This is a genomic window from Mesorhizobium sp. M0621 (assembly GCF_040320745.1).
GTDB lineage: Bacteria > Pseudomonadota > Alphaproteobacteria > Rhizobiales > Rhizobiaceae > Mesorhizobium.
Window position 1 is genome coordinate 45,866 of the sequence record NZ_JAMYQF010000018.1, and the last position, 13,793, is coordinate 59,658.

Annotated in this window: 13 protein-coding genes; 3 read left to right on the forward strand and 10 right to left on the reverse strand. The window is 63.6% G+C overall.

The window, feature by feature from the left end; genetic code table 11:
• The first annotated feature begins 6 nt into the window (after positions 1–6).
• The 3 genes from NKI38_RS14960 (at position 7) to NKI38_RS14970 (ending at position 2,024) form a co-directional block, all read left to right on the forward strand.
• Entirely contained in the window at positions 7–663 is a 657-nt protein-coding gene (locus tag NKI38_RS14960; protein WP_352658779.1) for an amino acid ABC transporter permease, read from the forward strand.
• Complete coding sequence (locus NKI38_RS14965) at positions 660–1,307, forward strand: amino acid ABC transporter permease (RefSeq protein ID WP_352634580.1); 648 nt, start codon at positions 660–662, stop codon at positions 1,305–1,307. Before NKI38_RS14960 ends, NKI38_RS14965 begins: the two co-directional genes overlap by 4 nt.
• A gap of 282 nt (positions 1,308–1,589) precedes the next feature.
• On the forward strand, positions 1,590–2,024 hold the full coding sequence (locus NKI38_RS14970; RefSeq protein WP_352634582.1) for an FKBP-type peptidyl-prolyl cis-trans isomerase: 435 nt from the start codon (positions 1,590–1,592) through the stop codon (positions 2,022–2,024).
• 128 nt (positions 2,025–2,152) lie between these two features.
• Here NKI38_RS14970 and NKI38_RS14975 read toward each other — a convergent pair whose 3' ends face one another.
• From NKI38_RS14975 to gcvA, 10 genes are all read right to left on the reverse strand, one after another.
• Positions 2,153–3,556 (reverse strand): MATE family efflux transporter, encoded by a 1,404-nt coding sequence (locus tag NKI38_RS14975; RefSeq protein WP_352658781.1) that lies wholly within the window; start codon positions 3,554–3,556, stop codon positions 2,153–2,155.
• Between the two features lie 169 nt (positions 3,557–3,725).
• Positions 3,726–5,312 (reverse strand): FGGY-family carbohydrate kinase, encoded by a 1,587-nt coding sequence (locus NKI38_RS14980; RefSeq protein ID WP_352658783.1) that lies wholly within the window; start codon positions 5,310–5,312, stop codon positions 3,726–3,728.
• A complete protein-coding gene (locus NKI38_RS14985; RefSeq protein ID WP_352658785.1) occupies positions 5,309–5,992 on the reverse strand; it encodes an HAD family hydrolase in 684 nt (227 codons plus the stop codon). Before NKI38_RS14985 ends, NKI38_RS14980 begins: the two co-directional genes overlap by 4 nt.
• Before the next feature lie 15 nt (positions 5,993–6,007).
• On the reverse strand, positions 6,008–7,486 hold the full coding sequence (locus tag NKI38_RS14990; protein WP_352658787.1) for a mannitol dehydrogenase family protein: 1,479 nt from the start codon (positions 7,484–7,486) through the stop codon (positions 6,008–6,010).
• Between the two features lie 156 nt (positions 7,487–7,642).
• A complete protein-coding gene (locus NKI38_RS14995) occupies positions 7,643–8,413 on the reverse strand; it encodes an L-iditol 2-dehydrogenase (RefSeq protein WP_352658788.1) in 771 nt (256 codons plus the stop codon).
• A gap of 2 nt (positions 8,414–8,415) precedes the next feature.
• Complete coding sequence (locus NKI38_RS15000; RefSeq protein WP_352658790.1) at positions 8,416–9,414, reverse strand: ABC transporter ATP-binding protein; 999 nt, start codon at positions 9,412–9,414, stop codon at positions 8,416–8,418.
• Positions 9,415–9,464: 50 nt separating this feature from the next.
• The gene (locus NKI38_RS15005; protein ID WP_352658792.1) at positions 9,465–10,289 is read right to left on the reverse strand and encodes a carbohydrate ABC transporter permease; all 825 of its coding nucleotides are present in this window, start codon (positions 10,287–10,289) and stop codon (positions 9,465–9,467) included.
• Positions 10,290–10,300: 11 nt separating this feature from the next.
• Positions 10,301–11,173 (reverse strand): carbohydrate ABC transporter permease, encoded by an 873-nt coding sequence (locus NKI38_RS15010; RefSeq protein WP_352658794.1) that lies wholly within the window; start codon positions 11,171–11,173, stop codon positions 10,301–10,303.
• Positions 11,174–11,296: 123 nt separating this feature from the next.
• Complete coding sequence (locus NKI38_RS15015; RefSeq protein ID WP_352634608.1) at positions 11,297–12,607, reverse strand: ABC transporter substrate-binding protein; 1,311 nt, start codon at positions 12,605–12,607, stop codon at positions 11,297–11,299.
• A 227-nt stretch (positions 12,608–12,834) separates the two neighbouring features.
• A complete protein-coding gene (gene gcvA / locus NKI38_RS15020; protein ID WP_352658796.1) occupies positions 12,835–13,740 on the reverse strand; it encodes a transcriptional regulator GcvA in 906 nt (301 codons plus the stop codon).
• Positions 13,741–13,793 lie beyond the last annotated feature (53 nt).

Consider the following 13,793-nt stretch of genomic DNA (forward strand, 5'->3'; position numbering starts at 1 on the left):
GTTTCCGTGGCCTTCGCCTGGCTCCCGGGTGCTCTGGGCGACATCGCGCGCGGCGCGGCCACGACGATCCTGTTGATCGCGGTGACCACGCTTGCCGGAACGTTCCTCAGCATCCTGGGTGCCGCGGGGCGCCGCAACGGCCCGGTGCTGCTCAAGCGGGCCATCGCCTGGTATGTCGAAATCATCCGCAACACGCCGTTCCTGGTGCAGCTGTTCTTCATCTTCTTCGGCCTGCCCAGCCTCGGCATCAGGCTCGATCCGGTGCTGGCCGCCATCCTGGCGATGACGCTCAACATGGCGGCCTACACGATCGAGATCGTTGGCGCCGGCCTTGACGCCGTGCCCGGCGGGCAAACTGAAGCAGCCCTGGCGCTGGGCTTGAGGCCACGCCAGGTGTTCATCAAGATCGTGCTGCCGCAGGCGCTCAAGGTGATCTTTCCGGCGCTGACCAGCCAGATCGTCATCATGATGCTGGAGTCCGCCGTCGTGTCGCAGATCGCGGTGCGCGAGCTGACCTACGAGGCCGACATGCTGCAGGCACGCACATTCCGCTCCTTCGAGACCTATCTGGTTGTGACCTTGGTTTATCTCTTGATGTCGATGGCCTTGCGCCGGCTGCTGGTCACAGGCGGACGCCGCGTGTTGGGGGCCGGCGTGTCATGATCGAATTCACCTTCTGGGACATCGTTCGCAACCTGCTGCTCGCCGCCCGCTGGACGGTGCTCCTGTCGCTGGCCGCCTTCATCGGCGGCGGCATCGTCGGCATGATCGTGTTGTTCTTCAGGATTGCCAAAAACAAATGGAGCCGGCACATAGCCTCCGGCTACATCGCCCTGTTCCAGGGAACGCCGCTCTTGATGCAGCTCTTCCTGATGTTCTTCGGCCTGCCGATGCTCGGCCTGCGCATCGAGCCGTGGACGGCGGCGGTGCTCGGCCTGACCTTCTTCGCCAGTGCCTATCTCGCCGAGATCTGGCGTTCCGGCGTCGCCGCGCTGCCATTGGGCCAATGGGATGCCGGCGCCAGCCTCGGCCTGCACTATCTGCAGGAACTGCGGCTGATCATCCTGCCGCAGGCCTTTTCGATCACCCGCGCGCCGACCGTCGGCTTCCTGGTACAGCTGATCAAATCGACCGCGCTCACCTCGATCATCGGCTTCGAGGAGCTGGTGCGAACCTCCAACGCCATCAACAACGCCACATTCGAACCGTTCAAGGTCTATGGACTGGTCGCGCTGATTTTCTTCGTCATGTGCTTCCCGCTGACGCAATACGCCCGCAAACTCGAAAAGCGGGCGCCGGCGCGCTGAGCCGCGAACGTGTTGTGTTGACCGGCATCGACGGCGACTACACTGAGTTATTTCGGTGCTGGCTTGGTCGGCTCTGAAGATCGGCGGCGGGCATCATCGCGCAGGCAGCACGCGAATGAAGGCGACACATAGGGAAGCCAGTCGGCAGCTCTAGCGCTTTACATCTGCAGCCGAGTGCCTAGTTTTAGAGTTTCGCACCGTGCACGTTCGTGCGTGGATGATCGAGAACGGGACCGTGAGCTCTGGCCGGCCCCCTCAAAAAAATCCGAAAGGATGACTGCTATGACACAAGCCAAGAATGGCGACACCGTGCGCATCAACTATACTGGACGCCTAGTCGACGGCACTCAATTCGATGCTTCCGGCAGCGAACCGCTGCAATTCACTCTGGGCGAAGGACAACTGATCCCTGGCCTTGAAACCCAGGTCGAGGGCATGGAGGTGGGCGCGAAAAGCACCGTCACCGTTCCCGCAGACGCCGCCTATGGGCCCCACCGCCCTGAAGCGGTCGTGACCATCGACCGCGCCAAAGTGCCAGACAACATCAACGTTGATGTCGGCACTCAATTGCAGGTTAGAACCCGCGACGGGCGCCCCATGCCGGTAACAGTCGTCGGTGTGAACGAGGCCAGCGTCAAGCTCGACGGCAATCATCCGTTGGCCGGAAAGGACCTGGTGTTCGATGTTGAACTGGTCGAGATCGTTCAGGCGGCGTAGTCAACGGGATGAATCACGGCTGAAGCTCCTGGCACCAGACAGACGTCTCGTGGGCCGATCTGAAGGCGCCGTGTAATGAGCCACAAGGTTGGAATATGACGGCCGCCGGGCACCGGCGGCCGTTTGGTTCAATGCCCGAACACCAATGGCAGCGCCAGGCGATCCCGGCGCATCCAGCGCGCCAGCAGCAGCGCCGCCACCACGGCCAGCCCCGACGACAGGCCGATCCAGATGCCGACGCCATGCAGGCCGAAATGGAAGGCGAGCAGCACGCCGAGCGGCAGGCCGACACCCCAATAGCCGATCGCGGCGTAGATCATCGGCACCTTGGTGTCGTGCAGGCCGCGCAGCATGCCGGCGGCAACCGCCTGCGCGCCGTCGAACACCTGAAACAGCGCCGCGAAGGCCAGGAACGACACGGCAAGTGCGATCACCCTGGCATTGGCCGGATTGCTCAGGTCGATGAAGGCGCTGATCAGCGGATGCGGCCACAGGATCATCACCAGCCCCATCAGGGCCATGAACGAGACGCCGATGACAAAGGCGGTCCAGCCGGCGCGGGAAACGCCCTCCGGATTGCCGGCGCCGTGCGCAAGCCCGACGCGCACCGTCACCGCCTGGTTGAGGCCGAGCGGCACCATGAAGCTGATCGAGGCGATCTGGATGGCGATCGCGTGCGCGGCCAGCGAATCCGCATCGATCAGGCCCATCAGCAGCGCCGCCGCATTGAAGATCGTCACCTCGAAGGCGAGGATGCCGGCAATCGGCAGGCCGAGCCGCAACAGGCCCTTGAAGCGCGGCCAGTCGGCGCGCCAGAAACGGCCGAAGAGACGGTAGCGCCGGAACTTTTTCTCCAACATCACCACGACGGCCATGCCGACGAACATCAGCGTTGAGGACAGCGAGGTGGCAAGGCCCGAGCCGGCAATGCCCATCGACGGGATGCCAAGGTTGCCGAACATGAACACCCAGTTGAAGAAGGCGTTGCAGGCGACGGCGACGAAGACGATGACCAGCGCCCAGCCCGGCCGTTCCAATGCCGAGATGAATGAGCGCAGCACGATGTAGCCGTAAAAGGGCAGCACCGCCCATTCGAGCCAGCGCAGATAGATGCCGGCTTGGTGGGCGAGCACCGGGTCCTGGCCCATGGCCAGCAGGATGGCTTCGCCGTGCCACAGCACGAGCCAGATCGGGATCGAGATCAGGATCGCCAGCCACAAGCCCTGGCGCACGGTGCGGCGCAGGTCGCGCACCGAATAGCGGCGGCGGCCAAGCTCGGTCGCGATCATCGGCGACGTCGCCAGCATCAGGCCGAGCCCGAAGATCAGCGGCATGAAATAGAGGTTGGCGCCAAGCGCGCCGCTGGCCAGCGTATCCGGCCCGAGGCGACCCATCATCATGACGTCGGTGGCCGTCATCGCGGTCTGGCCGAGATTGGTCAGCACCATCGGCCAGGCGAGCGCCAGCGTCGCCCTGATTTCCTGACGCCAAAGATTTTCCGGCGCGCGAGCGCCGGCTTCGATCGCAGACATTTTCCTGCTCTTTCCAGTTGCGGCACGTCGGCAAAGAGCCGGAAGCCGCATTTCAAACGGCAAAACCTTCGGTTTCGCGGCGTTTGCGCCAGCTTTTGGACGAAACGCGACATGAAGGCAAGAGAGGAGGGGTGGGAACAGATTGAGCCAAGGATAGGCTCGCTTCGCTTTACCGGATCGCGTCCAGCATCTGCCGCTGCCGGTGCATCTCGAGGAAAACCTTGTAATCGCGGTCGAAACGCCCTGATGATCTCGGGTTCGACGCGCGCGTCCTGCCGCCCTGCTGCATGGCGAGACAGGCCGCAGTGAGGTCGGGAAACAGCCCGGCCGCGGTTGCCGCGACCATGCCGGTGCCGAGCAGCACCGCCTCGTCGGCCAGTGGCTCGATCACCGTGCAGCCGGTGGCGTCGGCATAGAGCTCCATCAGCAGCGGGTTCTTGGTGTGGCCGCCGGTGACATGCAGCGTATCGATCAGGTAGCCATTCTCGTTCAGCGCCTCCAGCACGTGGCGCACGCCGAGCGCGATGCCGACGGCGGTGCGCCAGTAGAGCTTGCACAGGCTGTCGAAGGAGGAGTCCAGCGTCAGCCCGCTGACGACGCCGACGGCATGCGGATCGGCGAGCGGCGACCGGTTGCCGTGGAAATCGGGCAGCACATGCAGCCTGGCGGCAAGGTTTTCACCCTCGGTGACGCGCAGCTCGGCGACGCGCCTGGCGATTTTTGCATGCATGGCGGCATCCGGCTCGCCGCCGGCTCCGTGCCAGCGAATAATGTGATCGAGCAGGGCGCCGGTTGCCGACTGGCCGCCTTCCGACAGCCACAGCTTCGGCAAGGCTGCGCCGTAATAGGGGCCCCAGACGCCGGCGAAGGGTTGCGGATCGGGCGACATCGCCATGACGCAGCTCGACGTGCCGGCAATCAGCGCCAGGTGGCGGCCGATGTCCTGTTCGTCGCCGGCAAAGCCGCCGAGCACGCCAAGTGCGCCGGCATAGGCATCGATGACGCCAGCGCCGACCCGGCACTTTTCGCTCAGGCCAAGCTCTGCCGCCGCTTGCGCCGTCAGCTGACCAATATCGCTGCCGACCGGGCTGGCCCTTTCGGGCAAATTGCCGTGCTCGAAAAGATCGTCGAGGCCGACGAGCTCGAAAAAATCGCGGCGCCAGCCGGTCTCCTCATGCGCCAGATAGGTCCATTTGGCGGTCAGCGTGCATTGTGAACGGGCCACCGATCCTGTCGCTTGCCAGGTCAGGAAATCGGTGAGATCGAATAAATAGCCGGCTTCATTCCAGGTCCTGGGCAGGTTCCGCTTCAGCCACATCAGCTTCGGCGTCTCCATTTCCGGTGACATGACGCCGCCGACATAGTCGAGCACGGCATGGCCGCTTGCCGTGCATTCGTCGGCCTCGGCAATGGCGCGGTGGTCGAGCCAGACGATAGTGTCCCAGCGCCTGTCTCCGGTGGTCGAGACGCTGAGCTGGCCGCCTTGCCGATCCCGCACCACCAGCGAACAGGTGGCGTCGAAGGAAATGCCGACGACATCCTCTGCGGCGACGCCGGCCTTTTCACGGGCAGTGCGCACGGCGGCGCAGACCGCCGACCAGATATCGCGCGAATCATGCTCGGCGTGATCGGGCTTCGGCCGGTTCATGACGATCGGCCGTTCGGCGCGGCCGAGCAAGGTGCCACTGGTGTCGAGAATGCCCGCGCGAGCGCTCCCGGTGCCGACATCGACCGCGCAAACGAACTGTTTCGTCAAGATGCTCTAACTCTCGCTCCCAGGCCTGCAATCAGATCGGGCAATTGCAGCATGTCAGCGAATATAAAGTCCGGTTCACTCGACGCAAGCCGCGCTTTCAATGAGGGGTTGCCGGCATGCGAGCCGCCGGTGAAGGCAAACACGCGCATGCCCGCCGCCCGCGCAGCGGCGATGCCGGCCGGGCTGTCCTCGACGACGAGGCATTCGCGCGGATGGGCCCGCATGCTGGCGGCGGCATGCAGGAACAGGTCGGGCGCGGGCTTGCCGCTCGGCACCATGACGGCGCTGAACAGATGCGGCTCCATCAGCCCGAGCAATCCGGTGACGTCGAGCGCGTAGCGGATGCGGTCGAGCGTGCCCGAGGACGCGACGCAGAACGGCAGCCCAAGCCTGGGCAGCATCTCCTTGACGCCGGCGATCGGCTTCAGTTCCTCGCGGAACTTGCGCATCAATTCGACGCGCATCTCGGTGAGGTGGCTGTCGGTGACATCAAGTCCGAAGTCGCGGCCGAGGATCTCGCGCACGCTTTTCATGCTTTTGCCGAGGAAGTGCTCGTAGGCGGCGTCCTCGCTGACGCTGCCGCCGGCCAGCCTGATCATGCCGAGCAGCGCTGAGACGGAGAGTGCCTCGCTGTCGACCAGCACGCCATCGCAGTCGAAGATGACCAGTTCAGGCGTCATGGCAGCGAATGGTTCTCAGAACTCGCCGGCGAGGTAGCGCGTCAGCGTCGCACGCGTGCCATTCGCCCACAGCACGTTGAGCGCATGGGCGAAGGCCTCGACAAATGCGGTCGCGCGGCCGACATCGCCATAGATGTCCTCCATCGCAAGCCAGGCGGCCGGCGCGTCCTTTGCCGCTTTTGCCGTCGTCTGCAACCGGTCCCAGCTCGGGTCGTTGGGCTCGATGACGGCGCCGCTGTCCGTCGTGCCGAAGCAGTAGCGGCACCACAGCGCCGATTCCAGCGCCAGGCCGGCGACGCTTTTCCCGGCTTTCAGGCGGTCGGCGATGGTCGGGATGATGAATTTCGGCTGGCGGTTGGAGCCGTCGAGGCAGAGCCGGCGCACCGTGTCGCCGATCTTGGGATTGGAAAAGCGGCTCTCGATGAGCTGGTAATAGTCTTCCAGAACCGTGTCCGGCACCGGCGGGACGGTCGGGATGATCTCCTCTCGTTCGAGCTTGGCCAGAAAACCGCTCACCAGCGGCTCCTGCATCGCCTCATGGACGAAATGGATGTCCATCAGGCCGGCCGGATAGGCGATGGTCGCGTGACCGCCATTGAGGATGCGGATCTTCATCAATTCGTATGGCGCGACGTCCTTGACGAACTGCACCCCGACCTTTTCCAGCGGCGGACGGCCATCGGTGAAATGGTCCTCCAGCACCCATTGCCGGAACGGCTCGCAGAACACCGGCCAGTTGTCCTCCAGCCCGAAATTCTTGGCCAGGATGCCGCGTTCGCGGTCTGATGTGGCCGGCGTGATGCGATCGACCATGCCGTTCGGAAAGGCGACACGCTCGCTGACCCAGTTCGCCAGACCCTCGTCGATCAGGCGGGCCAGACCGATGACGCCGTCCGAGGTGACGTGGCCATTGTGAGGAATGTTGTCGCAGGACATCACCGTGAACGGCACCGTGCCCTCGTCGCGGCGGCGTACCAGTGCAGCAAGGATGATACCGAACACCGTCTTCGGCGTAGCACCGGCTTGCGCGTCCGCGACGATGTCGGGATGGGTCGGGTTGAAGACACCGGAGGCCGGGTCGATGAAATAGCCGCCTTCGGTGATGGTCAGCGAAACGATCTTGATGGCCGGGTCGGCAAGCCGTTCGATGATGCCGGCCGCATCGCCCGGCATCAGGAAGTCGATCATGGCGCCGGTCACGCGGGCGCTCATATGGCCAGAGTCCTGCTCGACCACCGTGGTCAGCCAGTCCTGCTCTTCCAGCTTGGCACGGCCGATCTTCTCGCCCTCGAACACGCCGGCGCCGACCAGCGCCCAGTCATGTCCGATGCCTGCATTGAAGAGGTCGTCGAGATAGACAGCCTGGTGCGAGCGGTGGAAATTGCCGACTCCGAAATGCACGATGCCGGCCTTGAGCGTCGAGCGGTCATACTTCGGACCGGCGACCCCAGCGGGCAGCTTGGAGAGGTTTGAGGACGAGAGTTTTACGGTCATCTGTTTACCCTTTGGCCGGGCTTCGGCCTTCGTTACTCCCTCCCCCGTTTTCACGTGGAGAGGATAAGCGGCGGCACGTCTTCCAAGGTCGATGAGCCCGCTGATGTCGGCCTCTGCTCCCCGCGGAGGTACGAGGAGCAGAGGCCGTCCCCCGCCTCAACTCATCCACTGGCCGCCATCGACATTGTAGGTCTGGGCGACGATGTATTCGGCGTCGGCGCTGGCGAGAAAGACCGCCATGCCGGTGAGGTCCTGTGCCGTGCCCATGCGGCCATACGGCACCGCCTCGCCGACCAGTTTCTTCTTCTCGCCCTTCGGCCGGTTTTCATACTTGGCGAACAGCGAATCGACGTGATCCCAGTGCTCGCCATCGACGACGCCAGGGGCAATCGCGTTGACGTTGATGCCGTGCTTGATCAGGTCGAGCCCCGCCGATTGGGTCAGCGAAATGACGGCGGCCTTGGTGGCGCAATAGACGCCGACCAGCGCCTCGCCGCGCCGCCCGGCCTGGCTCGCCATGTTGATGATCCTGCCGCCCTTGCCGCGTGCGATCATCGAGCGGGCGGCGGCCTGCAGCATGAACAGCGTGCCGGCAACGTTGACCGAAAACAGTTTGTCGTAGCTTGCCTTGGTGATCTCGACGATCGGGGCCAGATCGAACAAAGCGGCGTTGTTGATCAGGATATCGAGGCCACCGGTCTTCGCCTCGACGGTTTTCACCGCCTGCTCGATGGAGGCGAGGTCGGTCACGTCGAGCTTGACCGCATAGGCCTTGCCGCCGATCTCGGCGGCTGTCTTCTGTGCAGCCTCGAGATTGATGTCGGCAATGGCGACAGTGGCGCCTTCGCCGGCATAGGCTTCGGCGAAGGCCCTGCCGATGCCACGGGCCGAACCCGTGATCAGCGCGGATTTGCCAGCCAGTCGCATGCTTATATTGCCTTTCCGTCGGCGCCGAAGCGATGCAGCTTGGCCTTGTCGGGCGTCAGATAGATGGTGTCGCCGTGATGCACGGCCAGTTCGCCGTCGGCACGCACCGTCAGCGGACCGACGCCATCAGCCTGGACGTGCAGGAACGTGTCGGAACCGAGATGTTCGGCAACGCCGACGGTGGCTTTCCAGTCGCCCTCCGTGGTCGAGATTTCCATATGCTCGGGGCGGATGCCGATGGTCTTGGCGCTGTATTTGGCCGCCGGCGCGCCTTCGATCAGGTTCATCTTCGGCGAGCCGATGAATCCGGCGACGAACAGGTTCTTCGGCGTCTTGTAGAGTTCCATCGGCGAGCCGACCTGTTCGATGTTGCCGGCGTTCAGCACGACGATCTTGTCGGCCATGGTCATGGCTTCGACCTGATCGTGGGTGACGTAGATCATCGTCGTCTTGAGCTGATGGTGCAGTTCGCTGATCTCCAGCCGCATCGTGCCGCGAAGTGCTGCGTCGAGGTTGGACAGCGGTTCATCGAACAGGAAGGCGGTCGGCTGACGCACAATGGCACGGCCGATGGCGACGCGCTGGCGCTGGCCGCCGGAAAGCTGGCCAGGCCGGCGTTCGAGATAGTTGGTGAGGTTGAGCACGCGCGCCGCATCTCCCACCTTCTTGTCGATGGTCGCCTTGTCCTCGCCGGCCATCTTCAGCGGGAAGCCGATGTTCTTGGCCACCGTCATGTGCGGATAGAGCGCGTAGGATTGGAACACCATGGCGAGCTTGCGCTTGGCCGGTGCCTCGCCGGTGACGTCGCGGCCGTCGATGTTGATTGAGCCGCCGCTGGTGTCTTCCAGGCCGGCGATCAGCCGCAGCAATGTCGACTTGCCGCAACCCGACGGGCCGACGAAGACGACGAACTCGCCATTCTCGATCACCAGGTCGAGGCCGGGGATGATGGACGTCGATCCGAAGGATTTGGAGACGTTCTTGAGCGTGATGTTTCCCATGGTTTCCTCCCCGAGGGGTTATTGTCCGGCGTCTGTTGCTTGCGGCGGTCTTACTTCACGGCGCCAAATGTCAGGCCGCGCACCAGCTGCTTCTGGCTGAACCAGCCCATGATCAGGATCGGTGCGATGGCCAGTGTCGAGGCCGCCGAAAGCTTGGCCCAGAACAGGCCTTGTGGGCTCGAGAACGAGCTGATGAAGGCGGTCAAGGGTGCTGCTTCCGTGGTCGTCAGCCGGATCGTCCAGAACGCCTCGTTCCAGGCCAGAATGATGTTGAGCAGCATGGTCGAGGCGATGCCCGGCACCGCCATCGGCGTGAGCACATAGATGATCTCGTTCCACAGCGACGCGCCGTCCATGCGCGCCGCTTCCAGGATCTCGCCCGGTATTTCGCGGAAGTAGGTGTAGAGCATCCACACCACGATCGGCAGGTTGATCAGCATCAGCATGACCATCAGGCCGATGCGGCTGTCGAGCAGTCCTGTGTCGCGGAAGATCAGGTAGATCGGGAACAGCACGGCAACCGCGGGCATCATCTTGGTGGACAGCATCCACATCAGGATGTCCTTGGTTCGCTTGGTCGGCGAGAAGGCCATCGACCATGCGGCCGGTATGGCGACCAGCAAGGCCAGGATGGTCGAGCCGACCGAGAGCAGCACCGAGTTGAAGAAGAACTTGAAGTAGCCGCTCTGCGCCTGAACCTCGGAATAACTCTCGAACGTCCCCGACGGGATGATGCTGAAACCCTGGATGGCTTCCTGCTCCGACTTGAACGAGGTGATGATCGTATAGAGGATCGGGAAGAAGATCAGCAGGGCGACGATCCAGGCGGCAATTGTCGCGATCGTCTTGTGCTGGGTGGTGACTGAGCGTGCCATCGTATCCTCCCTTACTTGTCCAGGTTCTTGCCGACGGCGCGCATGGCGAAGAAGGCAACGATGTTGGCGAGAATGACGGCGATCACACCGCCGGCGGACGCCTGGCCGATTTTGAACTCCAGCAACGCCTTCTGGTAGACGAGGAAGGGCAGGTTGGTGGAGGCGTATCCCGGGCCGCCATTGGTGGTGACGAGGATCTCGGCATAGACGGAGAGGAGGAAGATCGTCTGGATCAGGATGACGACCGTGATGGCGCGCGACATGTGCGGCAGCGTCAGATAGATGAAGCGGCTGATGAAGCCGGCGCCGTCCATCTCGGCGGCTTCCTTCTGCTCACCGTCGAGCGATTGCAGCGCGGTCAAGAGGATCAGGGTCGCGAAGGGCAGCCATTGCCAGGCGACGATGATGATGATCGCCGTCATCGGATGCTGCCCGAACCAGTCGATCGGCTGGGCCCCGAAGAAGCGCGCGATATCGGCGAACACCCCGTATTGCGGGTGCATGATCATGTTCTTCCAGACCAATGCGGCCACCGGCGGCATGACGAAGAACGGCGAGATGACGAGGATGCGCACGATCCCCTGGCCCCACATCGGCTGATCGATCAGCAGCGCCAGCAGGATGCCGCCGATCACCGTGATCAGAAGCACGCTGACCACCAAAGTGAGCGTGTTGAGGATCGATTGCAGGAAGGCCGGGTTCGAATAGAACAGCGCGTAGTTCGAGAAGCCGACGAAGCCGTCGCGGATCGGATTGAGCGGATTGTACTGCTGGAAGGAGAACCAGATGGTGATGACCAGCGGCACGATCATCCAGACGAACAGCAGCACCACGGATGGCGCCATCATGAAACGGGCAAGCGAACGGGTCTGCTGAGTAGCCATGACGGTCACCCTTCACTGGTCAGACTGAATTTTCAAAAGGCGTTAAAGGCGGCCGCCCGAACTGGGAACTCGGGCGGCCGTTGCCGGTCAAGGAGGCGACCGGCATTCGGCACCGGGAGGAGCCTACTTGATGTATCCGCCTTCGGTCATTGCCGCAGTGGCAGCATCCTGGGCCTGCTTCAAGGCATCGTCGACGCTCGACTGGCCGGCAAGAGCCGCCGAGAAGAGCTGGCCGACGGTGGTGCCAAGCCCCTGGAATTCAGGGATGGCGACGAACTGGACGCCGACATAGGGCACCGGCTTGACGGTCGGATGCGTCGGGTCGGCGGCGTTGATGGAGTCGAGCGTCATCTTGGCGAACGGAGCTGCCTTCTGGTACTCGGCATTGGCGTAGAGCGAGGAGCGCGTGCCCGGAGGAACGTTGGCCCAGCCTTCCTTCGAAGCGACCAGTTCGGCATAGTGCTTGCTGGTCGCCCAGGAGACGAACTTCTGGGCGGCATCAGCCTTCTGCGTGCCGGCGGGGATGGCCAGCGACCAGGCCCACAGCCAGTTGCCGCGCTTGCCCAGGCCGTTGTCAGGCGCCAGGGCATAGCCGACCTTATCGGCGACCTGGGATGCCTTCGGGTCGGAGACGAACGACGCGGCGACGGTGGCATCGATCCACATGCCGCACTTGCCCTGCTGGAACAGCGCCAGGTTTTCGTTGAAGCCGTTGGAGGAGGCGCCCTCGGGGCCGTCGGCCTTCATCAGGTCGACATAGAACTGCAGCGTGTTCTTCCATTCGGGCTGGTCGAACTGGGGCTTCCAGTTCTCGTCGAACCAGCGTGCGCCGAAGGAGTTCGACATGGCGGTCAGGAAGGCCATGTTCTCGCCCCAGCCGGCCTTGCCGCGCAGGCACACACCGTTCACGCCGTTGGCGCGGTCGGTCATCTTGTCGGCGGCCTGCTTGATGAAGTCCCAGGTCGGCGCGTCGGGCATCTTCAGCCCGGCCTTGTCCATCAGGTCCTTGCGGTACATGACGAAGGAGCTTTCGCCGTAGAAGGGCGCGGCATAGAGCTTGCCGTCGACCGAAAGGCCGCCGGCGATGGCCGGGATGATATCCTTGGCGTCATAGTCGTCGCCGAGCTTGTCGAGCGGCAGCAGCCAGCTCTGCTTGGCCCAGATCGGAACTTCATAGGTGCCGATGGTCATCACGTCATATTGTCCACCCTTGGTGGCGATGTCGGTGGTGACGCGCTCGCGCAGCACGTTCTCTTCAAGCGTGACCCAGTTGAGCTGGATGTCGGGGTTCGCCTTGGTGAAGTCTTCGGTCAGCTTTTGCATGCGGACCATATCGCCATTGTTGACGGTGGCGATGGTGATGGATTCGGCGTGTGCGGCGAACGCAAATGCGCTGGCCGACAACAAGCCCAGGGTGAGCGTGCGAAGTTTCATCAAATTCCTCCCTTGAACCAAGATGAGCATTTGCCTTGGCTTTGGGCAATTACTCACTTGGCGTTAATTATGTCAAGCCGGATTCGATGCTGCAGCGCAGCACTCGGCGAGGCCGGCGGACATTGGATGGATGGAAATTGCGAAGACAAGCCGCGCCCGCGCCGGACATCAGGCGGCCGGACAGAAAGGCTTGTGGTTTTGAATGCGGCTGCCGGAGGGCTTGCCTGTCAGCAGGCGATCTCGGCCAGCAGCCAGTCGCGGAAGGCGCGGATCTTCGGCACGTTGCGGCGCGCCTGGGGATAGACCAGCCAGTAGGCGTGACCGTCGTCGCCGACCAGGTCGAAGGGCTGGATCAGGCGGCCATGGGCGAGTTCCGCCTTGAACAGGGCCCTGGTCAGGATCGCGACGCCATGGCCGGCGATCGCCGCATTGGCCTCATAAGCCTGCGCGCCCATGCTGCTGCCTGGCCGCTTTGCAAGGTCGTGCGAGTCCACGCCGGCAGCCGAAAACCACTCCGTCCACCAGATGTCGCCGGGATCGAGGATCGGCAGCCGCAAGAGGTCGGCCGGTTCCTTGACGCCGCCGATGCTTGCCGCGAGCTTGGGGCTCAGCATCGGCGTGAAATCGGCATCGAACAGCTTGTGCGCTTCCAGGCCCGGCCATTTGCCGGCGCCGGAGCGGATGGCGATATCGGCTTCCTCGCGGGCAAAGTCCGTCAGGCGGCTCGACGTCTCAAGCCGAACGGCAAGCGCCGGATGAGCGATCTGAAACGAGCCTAGCCGGTGTGCCAGCCAGTTCGAGGCAAAGGTCAGCACCGTGGTGACGCACAGCAACCCGTCGGCGCCGCCACGCGCCGCGGCATAGGCCTGGCCAAGAATGGCAAAGGCCTCGCCGACAGCCGGCGCCAGGCGCTGCCCGGCTTCGGTCAATACGATCTGGCGTGGCCGGCGCAGGAACAGCGGCGCGCCGATACGCTCTTCCAGCACCTTGATCTGATAGCTGACCGCCGCTTGCGTCATGGCGAGTTCGCCGGCGGCTTTGGTGAAGGAAAGATGCCGCGCCACCGCGTCGAACACCCTGATCGCCTGCAGCGGCGGGAGTTGCGAAACCTGTCGCGAGCCGAGGTCCGGCATAAAGCCTCCTTATGGGTCATAACAGACGTTCTATTGGCAAAGGCGGCCGGCAA

Excerpts from the sequence above, each read along its gene's own strand:
- NKI38_RS15015 (WP_352634608.1), bottom strand. The coding sequence starts at position 12,607 with ATGAAACTTCGCACGCTCACCCTGGGCTTGTTGTCGGCCAGCGCATTT.
- NKI38_RS14965 (WP_352634580.1), top strand. The coding sequence starts at position 660 with ATGATCGAATTCACCTTCTGGGACATCGTTCGCAACCTGCTGCTCGCC.
- NKI38_RS15000 (WP_352658790.1), bottom strand. The coding sequence starts at position 9,414 with ATGGGAAACATCACGCTCAAGAACGTCTCCAAATCCTTCGGATCGACG.
- NKI38_RS14985 (WP_352658785.1), bottom strand. The coding sequence starts at position 5,992 with ATGACGCCTGAACTGGTCATCTTCGACTGCGATGGCGTGCTGGTCGAC.
- gcvA (WP_352658796.1), bottom strand. The coding sequence starts at position 13,740 with ATGCCGGACCTCGGCTCGCGACAGGTTTCGCAACTCCCGCCGCTGCAG.
- NKI38_RS15010 (WP_352658794.1), bottom strand. The coding sequence starts at position 11,173 with ATGGCTACTCAGCAGACCCGTTCGCTTGCCCGTTTCATGATGGCGCCA.
- NKI38_RS14970 (WP_352634582.1), top strand. The coding sequence starts at position 1,590 with ATGACACAAGCCAAGAATGGCGACACCGTGCGCATCAACTATACTGGA.
- NKI38_RS14975 (WP_352658781.1), bottom strand. The coding sequence starts at position 3,556 with ATGTCTGCGATCGAAGCCGGCGCTCGCGCGCCGGAAAATCTTTGGCGT.
- NKI38_RS15005 (WP_352658792.1), bottom strand. The coding sequence starts at position 10,289 with ATGGCACGCTCAGTCACCACCCAGCACAAGACGATCGCGACAATTGCC.
- NKI38_RS14995 (WP_352658788.1), bottom strand. The coding sequence starts at position 8,413 with ATGCGACTGGCTGGCAAATCCGCGCTGATCACGGGTTCGGCCCGTGGC.
- NKI38_RS14990 (WP_352658787.1), bottom strand. The coding sequence starts at position 7,486 with ATGACCGTAAAACTCTCGTCCTCAAACCTCTCCAAGCTGCCCGCTGGG.